The sequence below is a fragment of the Desulforegula conservatrix Mb1Pa genome (assembly GCF_000426225.1).
Taxonomy (GTDB): domain Bacteria; phylum Desulfobacterota; class Desulfobacteria; order Desulfobacterales; family Desulforegulaceae; genus Desulforegula; species Desulforegula conservatrix.
Genome location: NZ_AUEY01000038.1, coordinates 1 through 17,786 on the forward strand (window position 1 = coordinate 1; position 17,786 = coordinate 17,786).

Consider the following 17,786-nt stretch of genomic DNA (forward strand, 5'->3'; position numbering starts at 1 on the left):
CGGATATGTTCAACAAAGCCGCGTAGAAATGGAGGTGCTTTTTACCCTGCTCGCAGATCGATACGAACGTGGATCTGTCATGCTCACAAGTAATCTTCCCTTTTCCAAATGGGAGCAGATTTTCAAGGATCCCATGACTACCGCCGCTGCCATTGACAGACTTGTACATCATAGCATCATTCTTGAACTTAACTTGCCAAGCTACAGGCTGGAAAAGTCAAAACAGAAAATTAACGAGGAAAAAAGTGAGGAAAATGCGCCTTAAATTAGGAAACTGGATCGGGAATTATAACTGTCGCTGACACGGAAAAATAATTGTCGTTGATCATAGATGCTCATGATGCACTAAAGTACATAGATTATTTAAGAAAGAATATGGAGTAAATATTTTGCAGATAAATAATTTAGCTCATAAATGTCTTTGGGTTTTATTGTGTATTTTAATCATTTCATGTTCAAGTGTTAAAGATGTAACACGAAATTCAGAATATCTTTCGGGACAAGGATATAAACCTGGTGAAAAATATTTGTTAGTAAGCAAAGTATATTTAGCAAAATATACAAATTATGCGTTAGCTCCTTCTGATCATGTCGGTGCGAATGTTAGTTTTGAAACATATACCAATAATAGAAAAGCTTGGCCCCATATAATCAACATAGTCGATGTCGGGGTAATTATTAGAATTACTAAATTAATTAACGAAAAAACACCATCAGCAAATTATTTATGGGTGTATGCAGAAATCATGAATGGTGAGAATAAAGGAATGGAAGTGCTCGTTAATTTTATTTCAAACAGATTAAACTATGGCCCTCAACCAACAAGCTATCCTATACTCGTTACTTATGACCCTAATTACTTGAAAAAAATAGAATAGCGGCCTCGCTATGATCTCCGGGGATATCCATGATAAGCGGCGTAGATAAGATGGTTGTCATCTAAAAGAAAAACCTGCCATCCATGCAGACGTGGGAATTCAGGAGACAGCATACCGAATTATTGTCAATGAAGAATGTAAATTTGTAATAACCGCCCCCTCATCCCAACCTTCTCCCCCGAAGCGATGGAGAAGGAGCCTTGAGGACGATAGTCAATCAAGAACACTGGCCCAGCATTCACAAATGCAAATTTCAATATCTACGGATACAACGACAGAAGCGAGGTTACGGCCACAAATTCCTTCACAGGCGAGGATCTGGCGAACAAAAACAATCCTCTTTCTGACCGCAGCCGCGCTTATAATTATGATCCTATCGGACACAGGAAGACGGCAACAGAGGCTGCAAACAATTTTGCCTACACAGCAAACAGCCTGAACCAGTATGAGTCCATCTCAGGCGGAGCAAATCCAGAAACCCCAGCCTATGATCTCGACGGCAACATGACGGTAGCTCAAGGCATGATTTATTCCTATGACGCGGAAAACCGCCTTGTAGAAGCTTCTCCCCAGAATCCCCAGCAAGGCAGCGTCAAGTCAACCTACATCTACGATTACATGGGCAGACGCGCCCAAAAGACTCTTTTCACATATTTCTCTGGCTCGTGGCAGAAACAGAAGGATATCTCCTTCGTCTACGACGGCTGGAACATGGTCAAAGAATCAGAAAAATCATCCGATTCTTCACCGGAAGTCCCTGTCTATTACGTCTGGGGCCTCGACCTCTCCCAATCCATGCAGGGAGCTGGAGGCGTCGGCGGGTTGATAGCGTCTGTAAAATCAGGAAACGAATATCTCTACTCCTTTGACGCCAATGGCAATGTTGGGCAGATGGTCAAATCAACAGATGGAACAATTGCCGCAAGATACGAATATGATCCATTCGGCAAGACCATATTCAGCGAAGGCCCGATGGCTTCCGAAAATCCATACCGCTTCAGCACCAAGTATCTGGATGCAGAGACGGGGTTCTATTATTACGGGTTCAGATATTATGATGTTGATCTTGGACGGTGGATCAATCGAGATCCGATGGGGGAAATCGGGGGCATTAATCTCTACTCATTGGTTGATAATAATTCTGTCAGTGATTTTGATTATTTAGGTCTATGGAAAAGAGCGGATGAATTAAGCCATATTTGGATAGCTGAGGAAAAAGATAATTTGCCATCTCTTGCAGGTAAAGCTGAGTATGGCGGAGTGATGGAGAATTGGAAATGCCTTTGGCCTGAAGATGGCACAAAGAACAATAATTATCCAAATATTAAAGCATGCGATCGATACGATGCTAGTAACTTGGCTGTGCCAGCTTTCAATACGACAAAACTTGAAGTTATTGCTGATGATGTTTTAGCTGGTAATGGCGGATCCTATAAATTGATTTATCCAAATGCTATTATTCTTCAAGGTGACAAAGTGGGTATGAAGATAAAAAGTATATCAAGAGAAGGATCAACTCCTATTGAATCTTTTGTTTTAGCTGGGCATGGTGGCGTTAGTGGACATATCGGTGGGATTAAAAGTAGGTTTGAGATAAGTGCATTACTTGCTTTGGATGAAAAACCAACATTTGATAGGGCGCGTCAACGTAAAGGGCCTGTGAGGTGCTGGTTTACAAGAGATGCGACAGCAAGATTTTCTGGATGCAGTTCTCGGGGCGTAGCTTCGGATTTTGCCTCTAAAATTTTGCGTACTGGCGCTAAGGCTATTGGTACAAAAGAAGAAATTTCTACGACTTTTTCTCAAGATAATGGACCTAAAATTTATTGGGGTCGTTTAGTCGGGCCAAATCGTAAAGTTTATTGGATGGACAAGAGTGATTATTATTTTGCTTCTGTATGGACTACGTTTGAAGGAGAACTGTAAGATGTCAATGGGCTATGTTAAAAATGTTTCAATAATTGCTGGCGTGGTTTTTTTTCTTTGCGCTTGCCAAAGTATAGATAAAAAAAGAAATAATACAGATGTTTTCATCCCTAAGGATGCACCTCCAGGGTATTATGAAATGTACAAAAACAAGAAGTCCGAAATGAAGAAAAGATGGGAATTTGTTCAAGATAACTTGAGATTTGTAAATGTTGGTATGAAAAGAGAAGAAGTTGTTAAGTTTTTAGGTGAGCCAGATAATGATGCCTTTATTCCCGCTAATGTAATGCAGTTTAGTGTAGATTCTGGCGTTGTTGAAGATGATGCACATGTATCGAGTGTTCATATCATACTGGATGAGGGTCAAAAAGTAATCGATATACAAAATAACAATTATATTTATGGCCCTCCTTCAAATTGTGAGTAATAATGAATCCTGAGGGAATCTTACTGAATAATTGTCAATGAAGAAATGTAGGTTTGCAACAAACGCCCCCTCATCCCGACCTTCTCCCCCGAAGCTGTCGGAGAAGGAGCCTTGAGGATGAAAGTCGGTCAAGAACACTGGCCCTGCATTCACATATTCAAATTTCAACATCTGCGGATACAACGACAGAAGCGAGGTCACGGCCTCAAATTCCTTCTATGGCGAGGATCTGGCAAACAAGAACAATCCTCTTTCTGACCGAAGCAGGGCTTATAATTATGACCCGATCGGAAACAGAAAATCCGCAAGCGAGGCTGCAAATAATTTTAGCTACACCGCCAACAGCCTGAACCAGTATGAGTCAATCACAGGCGGAGCAAATCCTGAAACCCATGCATATGATGCTGACATCAACATGACTGTGGCCAAAGGCATGGTCTTAACCTTCATCGCAAAAAAACGTCTGATTCCATTTCGCATTCAAACGCTACCTGTGTTGGCTGCGTCGTCAGCTCCTCCGACGAGCTACACTTTGGCCCATTCTCGGAGCTGACTTCTGCTTACTCTCATCTTTCTGACGCTTTGGAAATCAAAAATGTGACACAGAACTTTGAATACTCCCAATTCGGAACATGGGAGTCGTTTATATTCTTTATGGTTTCCTACGGCTACGACCCGTCAGGCCGCATACGAACTTAAATTTAAACTTCATATTTTAGATACACTTCCCGGATGCGGAATAAAAGCGTCGTGCTTTGTCACTTTTCTTGAGGCCGGAAAAGTAAGGGTAAATGTGCTGCCGATTCCAGGCTTGCTTTTCACGTCAACGCCTCCTCCGTGTGCCTGCATTATATGCTTGACTATGGCAAGCCCCAGGCCTGTTCCCCCGGCTTTTCTACTCCTCCCCTTGTCAACTCTGTAGAATCTTTCGAAAATACGGTCAAGATGAGAATAAGGTATGCCTATGCCACTATCCTTTATAGAAATTTTTGCGACCTCATCTTTTACTGAAGCGTTAATGACGATGGAGGAGCCCTGGTTGCTGTATTCAATGGCATTATCGACGATATTCTGAACAGCCTGTTCCATGAGACTGGCATCCATTTCTGCAATGAGTGCTTCTGGGCAGACAATCTCCACAGAAATGTCTTTAGCTGCTGCTTTCTGGGAACAGAATGTATTGACGCTGGATAGAATGTCCGATATTTTCCCAGGCATGAATTTAATCAGATTCTGATCATTCTCATTCTCTATTTTCGAGAGTTTCAAAAGATCATCAATTATCAGCATCAGCCGGTTTATGTTTTTTTCTATTATTTCAAGAAAATGTCCGACCCTGCCAGGATCTTCTTCCATACAGTTATGAAGGGTTTCCACAAAACCCTTTATGGATGTAAGCGGCGTCTTGATTTCGTGGGAAACATTGGCCGCAAAATCTCTTCGCATATTTTCCAGACGTCTTAGCTTGGTTACATCATTAAAAACAAAAAGAGTGCCTATTCTTTCATTATTGATTCCCATCAGCGGGGAGCTTCTGGCATTCAGGATTCGTCTGCCCTCCCTTGTCAGGATGATGTCCTCTTCTTTTCTCGCATCAGAGGCAATGGCCGCATCAACATATTTCAGGAGTGAAATATTTCTCGTAAGCTCATGGATTTTTTTGCCTTTGACATTGTCATGGGGCACTCCGATGATCTGCTCTGCCGAATGGTTTATGCTGATCACGCACTCATCAAGATCTATGGCAATGACTCCTTCAACCATGCTCGCAAGAACAGCCTCAAGTTCGTTTCTCTGGCTTGAAACCATCCTGATTCTTTCATTGAGCTGGGTGGCCATCTCATTCATGGATTCGGCCAGGGTTTCCATTTCCTGAATAGACGGTATATATAGCCTGTTTGTGAGATCTCCGCTGGCGATGGCCATGGCTCCTTTTGTGAGTTCTTCAATCGGAGTGACCATACGCTTAAGAGTAAACCAGGAAATAAGCCCTGAAACAAGAACGGCAAAGAAGACGAAAATGCCAATGCCTGCGTTAGACCTGAAATACCAGTCCCTTATTGTATCAGCCGGTTTTGCCAGCCTTATGAGAGCCTTGATTACGCCTGCATCGTTTAGAGGCAGGGCCACGTAAATCAGGTCTCTTTTAAGAAGAGGGCTTAGCCTGATTGAGACGCCTTCTTTGAGTCTCAGGGCGGAGTTAATCTCGGGCTGTTCCGAAAAGCCCCGCCCCATAACAAGCTGTTCGCCAAGATTATCGCATAAAACTGTTCCATCAGTGGTTACAACCGTCAGATATGTGCCTGATTCCTGAACGCCGGCACATATCGCGGACAGATCAGAACCAGAGGAAATTGCTCCCGATATATATGGTTTAAGCATCTTTGCCTGCTCAATCATCCCTGCGCCTGCCTGGATCCTTGACATTGATCTGACTGACAAGGACGAGAAAATGCCCACAGCTGTAAGTGTAATCGCTGCAATCAGAAAGGTTCTGAAAAAAAGCTGCCATAAAAAAGACTTTTTTTGCATCATAACTCCTTGAACCTGTAACCGACACCGCGAACAGTCTCGATATAATCGCCCTGAACCCCAAGCTTTCGTCTCAAACCCACAACCTGAACATCCACGCTTCTTTCAGTAACAGGATAATTGTCGCCACGGATGGCATCAACGATCTGTGATCTTGTGAACACCCAGCCAGGCCGTCTGGAAAGAAAGGCAAGTATTTCAAATTCAGAAAAGGTCAGGTCTATAGGATCCCCGGCCAGATAGACCTGATGTCTGCCCATATGGATTTCTATATCGTGGATTCTGATGCTTTCAGACCTGATATCAGCAAGGGTGCCTGATTCACGCCTTCTGAGAACGGATCTCACCCTTGCAACAAGAATCCTCGGACTGAATGGCTTGACTATGTAGTCGTCAGCTCCGAGTTCAAGCCCCACGACAACATCAGCCTCTTCGCCCTTGGCCGTGAGCATTACTATGGGGATATCCTTCAGTTCCTCATCCCTCTTCAGCCTTCTTGTTATCTCAAGACCGTCAAGATCAGGAAGCATAAGGTCAAGAACAATTAGATCAGGCCTTTTTTTGGATATTATTTCAAGGGCTTCTTTTCCTGAGAAAGCGGAAAGAGTTTCATATCCCTCCCTTTCAAGATTGTATCTGACCAGCTCGACAATGTCTTCTTCATCATCGACAGCAAGAATTCTGTTTTTCATCCAATCATCTCCAGCTATATGCCAGTATGTTCACAAAAGCCTCTGGCCCTGCTAAAAAGCCATTCGCCTCGATGTTATTTATTGGGGTCACTGCCATTACGGTTAAAATAATTTACGCCATGACGGACAATTACGCCCTCGACCATATGAATTACTTCTTCGGCTATGTTTGTCGAATGGTCGGCTATTCTTTCCAGATGTCTTGAAATCAGGAGCAGATTTATAAAGGGTCCCACACGATCAGGATTTTGCCTGATCGCTGATTTTATAATGTCGTAGAAACCATTCTTCATTCTGTCCACATCACCGTCCATCATTCTTACAGAAGTGGCTAAATCAGTGTCTAAATTCACAAATGAATCCAGACATTTTTTAAGCATCTCGCCAGCTTTTTCCGACATATCCTTGTAATCATAATCAGTCTTGAGAGGAGCAGCCTTTGCAACGCTCACAACCCTCTTGCAGACATTGACAGCTTCGTCTGCTATTCTCTCCAGATCATTATTGATCTTTATTATTGCAACTATGAAACGAAGATCCACAGCGACTGGCTGGTAAAGGGCTATGATCTTTAGGGCTTCTTCCTCAATTTCTACTTCATGCTCATCAATTTCCTCGTCCGCGCTGATGACTTTTTCAGCAAGCTCTATATCCAGGGTATTTATCGCGGAAACAGCCAGCCAGTAACGTTCTTCAACCATTGTCCCAAGGGTCAGAAGCTGTTTCTTGAGTTTATCCAGTTCTTTATTCAAGTATCTCGTCATTAATCCTCCGGTTATCCGAATCTGCCTGTGATATAGGCTTCAGTCTGTTTGTTGGCTGGTTTTGTAAATATTGTATCAGTATCACCGCACTCTATTAAACGTCCCATATAAAAAAACGCCGTCACATCAGAAACGCGGGCCGCCTGCTGCATATTATGAGTGACTATAATTATTGTGTAATCCTGCTTGAGCTGATGAATCAGCTCTTCAATTTTCTGGGTTGCAATCGGATCAAGTGCTGAAGCAGGTTCATCCATGAGAAGAATCTCCGGCTCGACGGCAAGGGCCCTTGCTATACAAAGCCTCTGCTGCTGGCCGCCGGACATTCCAAGTGCCGAGCTGTGAAGCCTGTCTTTGACTTCATCCCACAGAGCCGCGTGGCGAAGGCTTTTTTCAACCTGACTCGCGATTATATTTTTGTCCTTGATTCCGTTTATTCTGAGCCCGTAGGCGACATTTTCAAATATTGTCTTTGGAAAAGGATTCGGTTTCTGAAAAACCATCCCGACCCTTCTCCTCAAATGAACCACATCGAGCGAGGACTTATAAATATCGGTGCCATCAAGGATAATTTCACCCTCGACCCTCGATATCGGAATAAGATCATTCATCCTGTTGAGGCATCTCAGAAAAGTGCTTTTTCCGCAGCCTGAAGGGCCAATAAGGGCGCTGACCTCATTTTCGTAAAAATTCAGATTTATATCGCTCAGTGCCTGAAAATCAGCGTAAAAGAAATTAAGGCCATTAGCGGACATTTTGACGTTTTTTTCCATAAGATACCTTTACTTCAGTTTGCTTCTGAGTCTTGATCTGTAAAGAATAACAAAAAGATTCATTCCGAGCACCAAAGACACCAGCACAAGCGATGTTCCGAACTGAATCGGTCTGGTGGCCTCTATGTTTGCGCTGTCGGTTGCAAGAACGTAAATATGGTAAGGCAGAGCCATAACCTTATCAAAAATTGAATCAGGAAGATCAGGCGTGAAAAACACGGCGCCAGTGAACATTATCGGGGCTGTTTCGCCTGCGGCACGGCTTATGGCAAGAATTACGCCGGTAAGAATTCCTGGCATGGCAGCAGGCAGGACAACCCTGTGAATGGTCTGCCATTTTGTGGCTCCAAGACCAAGAGATGCCTCCCTGTAAGTGTCTGGGACTGATTTCAGGGCTTCTTCCGTCGAACCTATTATTACGGGGAGTGACATTACTCCGAGGGTCAAGGCTCCGGCGAGCATGCTAACGCCCATTTTCAGCATTATACAAAAGAAGGCCAGCCCGAAAAGGCCGAATACGACAGAAGGCACGCCTGCAAGATTGTTTATTCCCAACCTGATCATTCGCACAACCAGACCGGGCCTTGCGTACTCATTCAGATACACGGCGGAAGCGACTCCTATGGGAAGTGCAAAAATGACAGACCCAATTGACAGGCATGCCGTACCTATGATGCACGGAAGAATCCCTCCCTTGGTCATTGAATCCATTGGGTTCTGGGTGAGAAACTCAATGGATATTATTCCTGCTCCTTTTGAAACAAGAAAATACACAACCGCGCAAAGTGCGATACCATTTATAAATGCCGCTCCCCTGAAGAGAGAGAAAACAAGGATTTCGGTTTTTTGCCTGATGCCTTTGTTTTTTCCGAGAGTTGATCTTATAATATTTGTCAATTCAGTATCTGACGAGCTTCGCCTGAATTCGGAATGATGCCTGGAAGCCGTTTCCAGTATGAATTCGCTGCTGTCTGATTCCGTCTTTTTTAATAGGGATGTATTTATGACATTTTTTTTCCGTGAAATCATAGAGATGCTTCTCCTGTCTGCTTGTATTTTGAAGCCACGAAATCAGCAAGTATGTTGAACAGAAGCGTGAATATGAAAAGAACAATGCCTGTTGCAAAAAGCGCGTGGTAATGATCCCCCCTGAATGGAGCCTCTGCCATTTCAGCTGCTATACTTGCTGGAAGCGGCCTAACAGGTGAAAATATGGATTTGGGAATCATGGCCGCGCCTCCGGCCACCATTAGAACAACCATTGTCTCGCCAATCGCCCTGGACATACCAAGAATAACGGCAGTGCTTATTCCTGACAGAGAGGCAGGGAAAACAACTTTGAGAATTGTTTCAAGCCTTGTTGCACCGAGCGCAAGCGAAGCCTCCCTCATGGAGACAGGCACGCTTCTTATGGCATCTTCGGAAATAGTGCAGATTGTGGGAATGGACATGAACGCGAGCATCAGGGAGGCATTGAAAAGATTCACACCCACAGGAACATTAAATACTTCCTGAATGAACGGCCCTGCTATGACCATACCAAAAAATCCGATAACAACGGACGGCAGCGACGCAAGAAGCTCCACAACTGGTTTGACAATTTCCGCCACACGTTTTGAGGCAATTTCTGATATGTAGACAGCCGTCATTACACCAAGGGGAATGGATACCACTGCGGAAAGAAAAGTGACGCAGAACGATGCCACAATAAGAGGGAAAATTCCAAAATCAGGGGGTTCATCAGTAGGATACCATTTTGTTCCGAATACAAAATCATATACCGAAACCTTGGAAAAAATAGGAATACCTTCCATGAAAAGGAAAAGGACTATAAGTCCAAGAACCAAAACTGAAAAAAGCGCTATTAAAAAAAATGTATATTTTACCAGGACTTCGGTTTTTTCTCGTTTAGCAGTCATATTTTGGCTCTCCGCTTAAGTTGTGTCTGAGCTGGGTCTGCCCTGGCTGTTTGCCTGATAATGATTTCGGCATTTTATTCAAGAGCTTTGTCAACATCAAAAAAAATCCTGAAAAAATTGGCATCCGCCATTGTTTCCGGAGGATGCCTTTTAATCAAATATTTTAGTACATCGGAATAAAACCGGCTTCCTTCACAAGTTCCTGGCCTTTTTTGGAAGTCACGAAGTTGATGAAGTCAAGGGTTTCTCCTTCAGGCCATCCCTTGGTGAACATGAAAAGAGGACGGCAGATTGGGTATGCTCCGCTGAGGGTGGTTTCAATGCTGCCTGATATGCCGTTTACTGAAAGAGCCTTTACTTCCTTTGTAAGGTAGCCGAAACCAACGTATGCAATCGCAGTGTCTGTCTTTGCTATGGTTTGAACAATGGCTCCGCTTGAAGGAACTGTGAGCGCGCTCTGGACAACCTTCTCATCCTTCATGACCATTTCTTTCCACGCCTCGAAAGTGCCTGATGATGTATCCCTTGAAACAACCACTATTTCCTTGTCTTCGCCGCCAACTTCCTTCCAGTTTGTAATTTTGCCTGTATAGATATCCTTGAGTTGGGCAGAAGTAAGATTTGTAATTTTGTTCTTAGGGCTGACAATCGGAACAATGCAGTCAAGGGCCACTCTGAAAGGAACAGGATATACGCCCTTTTCCATTGCAAGCTGGGCTTCCTTGTCCTTTATGAAGCGGGAAGCGTTGCCTATATCTGTTGTTCCGTCTATTATAGCCTTTATCCCGTTGCCGGAACCGCCGCCTGAAACAGTAATCTTGGCATTGGGGTTGCCTTTCATATAAGCTTCTGCTGCTTTCTGGGCTATTGGAAGAACTGTTGTGGAGCCTTTTATGTCAATATTGCCGGCCATTGCTGTGCCTGAGACACAAAGAAACATCACGGAAAAAACCGCGGCCATTAACGAATTTCTCTTTTTCATTATCTTCTCCTTAATATTTAAAAACCAGATAAAGTTTAAGCGTCCTTCAGACGTGGGTGTAAATTAGAATCAGATTATTAGGATTTTGTTAGGGCAATATAAATTAAATATGAGGCTGTATTTTTATTTAAGAACAAGCACGCCTCTCAACTTAAAAGACAGGCATTATCCCAATAATAATGGTCTCGCAAAAAGCAAAAAAAGGCGTCGGCGTCATGCCGGGCTTGATCCGGCATCCAGTAATTCCAAATGCTCCTGGATTCCGGCCTGCGCTGGAATGACGGTAATCGGACTTTTTGTGACCTTGTCAATAATAAATCAGAAAAAATCAAATATGTGATTTGTATTAGGGCTCAAGTAACTTGAAAGCAAGAACACAAGACTAACATATATATTATAATGAAGGCTGGATTATGCGCTTTTTATTACTTTAAGAATATGATTGATGGAGTCTCTTTCTTTTTTCTCAAATAAAAGACGTTCATCAGCAACTTTGAGGAGTAAATTATAATCATCAATATCCTTCTCGTCACTGGATGCGACGCCATAGCTGAAGGATACTTTTACGGGATTCTTATTGGAGTCATAAAGAGGTGTTTCAAGAAGCCTCGCAACTATTCTCTCCATGAATGCCTCGGCCTGGCGGGCCTGGGTCTCAGGAAGCAGAAACACAAATTCATCACCTGCGAACCTTGCAACGACATCGGATCTTCTTGTCATGGCTGAAAAGATGCCGGCAACATGCTTAAGAAGTTCATCGCCCATGTCATGTCCATGCCTGTCATTGACCTGTTTAAAATTATCAAGGTCAATAAAAACAAGGGACAAAACACTGAAATAGCGTTTGGCCCGGCTGAACTCACGCTCCAGGACATTTTCCATGACTCTTCGGTTAAGAAGACCCGTTAACGGATCATGATAGGCAAGATATTTCAATTTTTCGTGGGCAGTCACATTGGACAGGCAAAGCGAAACTTTTACCGCTAACCGTTCAAGCAGGCTGGTATCCTTGCCAGGGCTGAATCTGTCGTCTGCAATATCTGCCTGATTTAGAGTTCCGATCAGTTTCCCGTCCAGAGTCAAAGGAGCAATTGCCATTGAACCGGAATCATCAGGAGGGTCCAGAATTGCAAAACGGTCAAGATTCTTGTTGGCAAGAAGCGGCCTTGTCAGCTTTCCTGCAATCTTTCCGAATTCATCCTCATTGACTACATTAATTCTGTCATGGAGGATTTCGGAATTTCTGATTGCGTCAAGGAATCTGGAAATTTCGCAGGTATCAATTATGGATATCCAGACATGGGGGACAGAAAACTTATCCACTATTTCAGATACAAGAACCTCAAAGAAATCCCTGAAATTCAAGATGCTTAAAAAGCGGGACTCCACTTCATGGAATCTCTGCGCAATGATTTCGTTCTCTTTGAGTCTTTCTATAAGAGTCTTCAAATCCTGCATAAAGCTTCTAAATATGTCCCTAGAAAAATTAAAGAATGAAAAAATTAGGATTAGCCTTGCTTCGCCTGATTAATATGAAGATTTGAAATTTTAGTCAAGTGATATTTAAGGGCATATTCGCTGACAGAAAGTCAGGTTTTAAAATATGGGGCACGCCTTATCAATTGTTTTTTCCTCCTGCATTTTTCTTTTGTTGAATATGATTCATCTTGGTATTAGTATTAAAAAAAATATACTCAACTGGATTAAGTGTATAAAATAATAAACATACTTTAATGGACAAAACATAATGGATCTTGAAGAGCTCAAAACCAGATTCAAGAGCAAGATGAGAGCGGATCTCAAAGACATAGACATAGTGCTGAAAGCAACGCCTTTTCTGTGCCGTGAAGTATGCAGGATTGAAGAGGAATTGGCCAATGCTGAAAAAAGGATCCAGTTCCTTTCAGAGCAGCTTAGTAAAAGAATGCCCCCTCTTCAAAAAGAAGGCGAAAGAAAAGGCTGCAAATGGAAATCCGAGGTGGATGGCAAACACAATCTTCTCATGGTTCACATGTCAGGCGAGTTTGACTACAGAACAGCCAAAATTGCCACAAACCAGATGCTTGAAACCATTCCCCACCTTCAGCCTGAATGCTGCATACTCTTTGATGTCTGTGGAATATCGCCTGGATCTGACAAAAAACTAATTTTCCATCTCAGAAAGACCATGCATCATCTCAGACAGATAGGCGTTAAAAGAATAATCTACATCCCAAACCCTGAAATGTCAGCTCTTGGATACGTATTTGAAGAATACAGTGAAAAAGATGGTTTCAAGGTTCATAAAAGTTCATCGGTCAGTGAGGCTCGGGATGCCCTGATAAATATGGACAGGTTTCTCAAGGCTTAATTAATGAACTCCAGTTTTTTTTTCAATCTTGCCCTTAAAATATCCGAGGGTTATGCTCCGGATATTTCAGAGTATGAACGGATAATAAATCTTGATGAAAAAGATGTTTTTTTGCTTTTCCCCGGAGCCGATTTTTTGAGGGGAAAATTTTTCGGCAGAAAAATAAAATTTTGCACAATCAGGAACTCAAAATCAGGAAAATGCGTGGAGAACTGTACTTTCTGCGCCCAGTCAGCGCACTGGAAAATCCCTGATACTCCTTCTTATCCGCTTGTTGATTTTGAGGAAGCGGTCAAAGGGGCCAAATCAGCCTGTGATTCCCCTGTTCACAGATACAGTCTCGTAAACAGCGGCAGAGGCCCTTCTGAAGACGAAGTAAAAACGATTGCTTCTTATTTGTCCCGTTTCCCTAAGAAAAAAGAAACCAGTTACTGCGCTTCTCTTGGCCTTATGTCCGAATCCGATCTTATCACCCTGAAAAATTCAGGCATGACAAGATACCATCATAATCTTGAAAGCTCAGAGAGTTTTTTCGGCAATATTTGCACAACCCACACTTACAAAGACAGAGTGGACACAATAATGGCCGCCAAATCGGCCGGACTTGAAGTATGCAGCGGTGGAATATTTGGGATGGGAGAGGAAAACAGACATATCCTCGAGCTTGCCCTTGACCTTAAAAGACTTGACGTTGATGCTGTTCCTGTAAATTTTCTTGTACCGATAAAAGGCACTCCGCTTGAAAAGCTTGAACTGTTACGACCATCGAGATGCCTGAAAATAATATCCTTCCTCAGATATGTTCTTCCTGACAAGGAAATCATTGTCTGCGCAGGAAGGGAATCCGTGATAGGAGCATTCCAGGACATGTGCATATGGGCAGGCGCAAACGGAATAATGACAGGCAATTATCTTACAGTCTCAGGCCCGGCGCTTGACCGTGATCTTGAAATGATAAGGCGGCAAGGTTTCGAAGTTGCTTCAAAAAAATCAACGACTTGAAAAGGGAGATAAAAATGACTATTGAAAAAATTGTTTTCAGGGTGGCTGGTTCGATCATCCTTGTTTCTGTTCTTCTCGCTGCTGTTCATTCAAAAGGCTGGCTTTTTCTCACGGCTTTTGTGGGAGCCAACATGATACAGGCTTCTTTCACTGGTCTTTGTCCGCTTGCAATGCTCCTTGAAAAAATGGGCAAGAAATACGGTTCTGCTTTCAAAAACTAAAAAAAACAGGCGGGATCATCCACCTATCCTGAACATGATTCCGCCTCCCCCTCCATCCGGAGACATTCCGTTTTCGATCTCATGTCTTTTCCATTTAATTGCCACAGCCGAATAAATAAGATTTTCAAGATAATCATCATCCGCACCTGATCTTAGCGCAGCCTTGATATCAATCTCATCATGGGAAAGGAGACAGGGCTTAAGTGATCCTGCCGCAGTTATCCTCATCCTGTTGCACTCTCCGCAGAAATGCCTGCTTATGGGGCTTATAAACCCGATAGTACCCGGAGCATTCTTTATCTTGAAGCATTCGGCAGGGCCACTTGACGGAGCCTTTGGAATCGGTTCAAGAACCCATTGTGATTCTATTTTTTCGATTATTTCAGAAGAAAGGATTCTGTTTCTGGCTGAATCGCCTGTGGTGAAAGCCATGGGCATGAATTCGATAAAGCGGACATGAACAGGCAGTTCAAGAGTAAGGGTCGCAAAATCAAAAAACTCGTCATCATTGATTCCGCGCATGGCTACGACATTTATCTTCACTGGATCAAGGCCAAGCTCAATAACCTTTTGAATCCCTTTCCATACTCTGGAAAACTCATTTCTGCCCGTAATTTTGGAAAATTTATCAGGGACAAGGGAGTCGAGACTTATATTTATTCTTTTAAGCCCCTTAGCCTTAAGGGCTTCCGCGTAATCCTGAAGAAGAACTCCATTTGTGGTCAAAGAAACATCACTTATTCCCTTTATGGATAAAAGATCGCCTACAAATTCCGGAACATTTTTTCTTACAAGGGGTTCACCGCCCGTGACTCTGATTTTTTCGACCCCAAGACGGGCAAATATAGAGGCAAGTCTAAGAAGTTCCTCATAGGTCATGATCTCATTATGCTGGATATGTTCGAAATTACTTGAGGTGTTGCCGCATTTTTCCGGCCTGCAGTAGGAGCATCTCAGATTGCATCTGTCAGTAATAGAAACTCTCAGATACTTTATGGTTCTTTGAAATGAATCAGTCAGCATAGACTAAAGTGAACCTCAATCAGAACATAAAATCACCTGAACATAATCAGAGGAATAAATTATCCTGGATAAACAGAAAGCAGGTCTTTCCTTGCATTTGCATGTTGAATCACTACCTGGATGGTATCCTGTGGCTTCATAATACTGCCTGATGTTGTAGGCATGAAGCACTCTATCATATAATTGAGCAGAATAATGTTGCAGCCGTTTCTTTTCTGGTCAATGACAAGGGCATCTTCCCGTGTTCCTGTTCTTGATTCAAGATATTTGAAAATCCAGTATCTTTTTCTGGACTGCTGTATGCGGTTAACATTTCCCATGGGTGGATCTATCCTCATGAGAAGGCCTTTAACCACATCCTCGGAATATGGGGAACAGAACCCAAGTGCAGACTTAATCTGTCTCTGGGTGGCAAGGTCAGAGTATTTTCTGATTGGAGACGTGGCGGTCACGTAAGCATCAAGACCAAGACCGGAATGTGGCTCGGGTGAAGTCAGAATAAGGGCCCGGCTGAGCTGTCTCCTCTGCATGATATTAAGAAAGATGGAATCGCTCTCGCCTTTATAAAGCCTCTGCTTTGGTTCAGGCTGGGTTCTGAATATTGCTGGCAAGCCGTTTTCTTTAAGAAACCTTGCCATAAGCCAGTTGCCCATAATCATGAGTTCAGCGACAAGCATTCTGCTGGTGCTGTCCCTGTCTATCCTTGAGATGGTTATTTCACCAGACGGCTCAAGCCATACATTAACTTCAGGCAGAGTTATCTGGATGGCTCCGGATGCAAGGCGCTTATCTCTGAAAGTCTGGGCTATACGGTGCATTATCTGGAGCTCTGCATCACTTTCAGCAAGCTTGTTTGCCTCTGTGTAGCTGAGCTGACGCGCCACCTTTATGGATGACGGAACAATCTCATATTCCTGGAACTCACCGAACCTGCTGACTTTAACCATTATGCTGATTGCAGGCCTTATTTCATCAGCCTTTAGACTGCATATGTTTTCAGACAAGAGAGGGGGAAACATCGGAATTTTTCTGTCCGGCGTATATATGGAACTTGCACGGTTCAGAGCTTCACGGTCGAGGGTGGTTTCCTGGGAAATATAATGCGCTACATCAATGATATGTATGCCAAGAATATAACCGTCACCCGAAGGTTCGAGAGAAAGTGCATCATCAAAATCCTTGGTGGCCTGACCATCAATGGTAATTGCTTTAAGATGGGTAAGATCCTTTCTTGCTGGATCAGATGCAAAAGCCTTGTCTGTTCTTGAAACTCCATTGGCCTGGTGAATTACATCCGAAGGGAATTCCTCGGAAAGATCAAGTCTCTGAAGATCAATATTTTCATCCTCGTCCCATATTCCGAGCGAAACAAGAAGGCCGAATATTTTATCGCTATATTCTATGCCTGATTTTGTCAGAATATTTTTTACAAGCTGGGCATCCCTGCACTCATTCTCATAAAGATAATAGGATTTCAGCTTTCTGATGAGACCCGTGTATTCTTCAGGAACTCTCTTTTCCGGAGCAACAAGCATCTTTTTGATCCAGGCCGAGGCGTCATTCACAAAAGCTTCAAGTCTTTCAGCTTCCTTAGCCTGCAACATGGCGTGCTCAACATGTTCTCTTGTGTAAGGCAAAAATTTATCGCCGGAAAACTTGAAATAAGAGCGGCTCTCAAAAAGAGCTCTGACAATTGCGGATTCGTGATCAGGAGTGGGTTCAGTAAAACAGATTCCTGCTATTGTTTCGGCATCCAGCCAGTCATTTTCATCAAGCAGAACTTCCCATAGCTCTTCGACATTTATTTCGGATGCGAGCTGCTTTCTTTTTGCAACCGCCTCCTTAACAGCCTTAAGCATGTCGTTCCTTGATGAAATAGAAGGAAGACGTTTCCGGGCTATATGAGACACCCTGTTTTCAGAAAGCTTGACTTCACGGTCTGTTTCCGTGAGTATCCTGAGCTTCTGATTCTTTGCCTCAAGAATTATCCCGCATATGATTTTCTGCTGATCTATGTATTCTATAATATTCCCAGGTTCCATGGAGCGCGATACTATCAAGTGTGCCTTATAAAGTCAAAACTCTTTTCCCTGTCATTCCAGATATTTGCATTTATCAGATCGGTGAGGTGCTTAGAACAATAAAATCAGAGCTTTACATTAATAATGAGCCTAAGTCAGAACTCACCAAGACAGACTGTTTTTTAATAAACCACAAAACCATGCACCTGATGGTTGAAACTGCATACCCCCATATTGGCTTTTTGGCATTGCACTATTCACCAGAATTGATGGACT

General features: G+C 43.1%; 18 protein-coding genes. 7 read left to right on the forward strand and 11 right to left on the reverse strand.

All coding sequences use genetic code 11. The annotated features are described in order from the left end of the window. The 4 genes from K245_RS24460 to K245_RS0113340 form a co-directional block, all read left to right on the forward strand. Positions 1-265: ATP-binding protein (locus K245_RS24460; RefSeq protein WP_035277228.1), on the forward strand; the 265-nt coding region annotated here is incomplete at its 5' end. Positions 266-389: 124 nt separating this feature from the next. Then, positions 390-878, forward strand: coding sequence for a hypothetical protein (locus tag K245_RS0113330; RefSeq protein ID WP_027359661.1), 489 nt, complete (start codon positions 390-392; stop codon positions 876-878). A gap of 504 nt (positions 879-1,382) precedes the next feature. Next, entirely contained in the window at positions 1,383-2,804 is a 1,422-nt protein-coding gene (locus K245_RS0113335; RefSeq protein ID WP_027359662.1) for an RHS repeat domain-containing protein, read from the forward strand. Between the two features lies 1 nt (position 2,805). After that, on the forward strand, positions 2,806-3,231 hold the full coding sequence (locus K245_RS0113340) for a hypothetical protein (protein WP_027359663.1): 426 nt from the start codon (positions 2,806-2,808) through the stop codon (positions 3,229-3,231). 330 nt (positions 3,232-3,561) lie between these two features. Here the strand turns inward: K245_RS0113340 and K245_RS27745 are convergent, their stop codons facing one another. The 9 genes from K245_RS27745 to K245_RS24465 form a co-directional block, all read right to left on the reverse strand. Beyond that, complete coding sequence (locus K245_RS27745) at positions 3,562-3,711, reverse strand: hypothetical protein (protein ID WP_156906791.1); 150 nt, start codon at positions 3,709-3,711, stop codon at positions 3,562-3,564. Between the two features lie 228 nt (positions 3,712-3,939). Beyond that, positions 3,940-5,766, reverse strand: coding sequence for a sensor histidine kinase (locus K245_RS0113355; RefSeq protein WP_084156289.1), 1,827 nt, complete (start codon positions 5,764-5,766; stop codon positions 3,940-3,942). Next, positions 5,763-6,455, reverse strand: coding sequence for a response regulator (locus K245_RS0113360; protein ID WP_027359665.1), 693 nt, complete (start codon positions 6,453-6,455; stop codon positions 5,763-5,765). Before K245_RS0113360 ends, K245_RS0113355 begins: the two co-directional genes overlap by 4 nt. A gap of 74 nt (positions 6,456-6,529) precedes the next feature. After that, entirely contained in the window at positions 6,530-7,219 is a 690-nt protein-coding gene (phoU, locus tag K245_RS0113365) for a phosphate signaling complex protein PhoU (RefSeq protein WP_027359666.1), read from the reverse strand. An 11-nt stretch (positions 7,220-7,230) separates the two neighbouring features. Further along, positions 7,231-7,992 carry a phosphate ABC transporter ATP-binding protein PstB gene (gene pstB, locus K245_RS0113370; protein ID WP_027359667.1) on the reverse strand — a complete coding sequence of 254 codons (762 nt, stop codon included), beginning with the start codon at positions 7,990-7,992 and terminating at the stop codon, positions 7,231-7,233. A gap of 9 nt (positions 7,993-8,001) precedes the next feature. After that, entirely contained in the window at positions 8,002-9,021 is a 1,020-nt protein-coding gene (gene pstA / locus K245_RS0113375; protein WP_084156291.1) for a phosphate ABC transporter permease PstA, read from the reverse strand. After that, the gene (gene pstC / locus K245_RS0113380; RefSeq protein WP_027359669.1) at positions 9,018-9,911 is read right to left on the reverse strand and encodes a phosphate ABC transporter permease subunit PstC; all 894 of its coding nucleotides are present in this window, start codon (positions 9,909-9,911) and stop codon (positions 9,018-9,020) included. The genes pstA and pstC overlap by 4 nt, the downstream gene beginning before the upstream one ends. Before the next feature lie 163 nt (positions 9,912-10,074). Then, positions 10,075-10,893 (reverse strand): PstS family phosphate ABC transporter substrate-binding protein, encoded by an 819-nt coding sequence (locus K245_RS0113390; protein ID WP_027359670.1) that lies wholly within the window; start codon positions 10,891-10,893, stop codon positions 10,075-10,077. Between the two features lie 411 nt (positions 10,894-11,304). After that, the gene (locus K245_RS24465; protein WP_051284124.1) at positions 11,305-12,351 is read right to left on the reverse strand and encodes a diguanylate cyclase; all 1,047 of its coding nucleotides are present in this window, start codon (positions 12,349-12,351) and stop codon (positions 11,305-11,307) included. A 289-nt stretch (positions 12,352-12,640) separates the two neighbouring features. On the opposite strand from K245_RS24465, the gene K245_RS0113405 reads away from it, so the two are divergent. Genes K245_RS0113405 through K245_RS0113415 form a run of 3 tightly spaced genes read left to right on the forward strand, consistent with a single transcriptional unit; the run spans position 12,641 to position 14,466 of the window. Then, positions 12,641-13,243 carry a hypothetical protein gene (locus K245_RS0113405; protein ID WP_027359672.1) on the forward strand — a complete coding sequence of 201 codons (603 nt, stop codon included), beginning with the start codon at positions 12,641-12,643 and terminating at the stop codon, positions 13,241-13,243. A 3-nt stretch (positions 13,244-13,246) separates the two neighbouring features. After that, positions 13,247-14,245 carry a biotin synthase BioB gene (bioB, locus tag K245_RS0113410; protein WP_027359673.1) on the forward strand — a complete coding sequence of 333 codons (999 nt, stop codon included), beginning with the start codon at positions 13,247-13,249 and terminating at the stop codon, positions 14,243-14,245. Positions 14,246-14,259: 14 nt separating this feature from the next. Continuing rightward, entirely contained in the window at positions 14,260-14,466 is a 207-nt protein-coding gene (locus K245_RS0113415; protein WP_027359674.1) for a YgaP family membrane protein, read from the forward strand. A 15-nt stretch (positions 14,467-14,481) separates the two neighbouring features. Here K245_RS0113415 and moaA read toward each other — a convergent pair whose 3' ends face one another. Both moaA and K245_RS0113425 read right to left on the reverse strand, forming a co-directional pair. After that, positions 14,482-15,489 carry a GTP 3',8-cyclase MoaA gene (moaA, locus tag K245_RS24470; protein ID WP_035277229.1) on the reverse strand — a complete coding sequence of 336 codons (1,008 nt, stop codon included), beginning with the start codon at positions 15,487-15,489 and terminating at the stop codon, positions 14,482-14,484. A 59-nt stretch (positions 15,490-15,548) separates the two neighbouring features. Next, positions 15,549-17,549, reverse strand: a complete 2,001-nt coding sequence (locus K245_RS0113425; RefSeq protein WP_156906792.1) for a ribonuclease catalytic domain-containing protein — start codon at positions 17,547-17,549, stop codon at positions 15,549-15,551. Between the last annotated feature and the right edge of the window lie 237 nt (positions 17,550-17,786).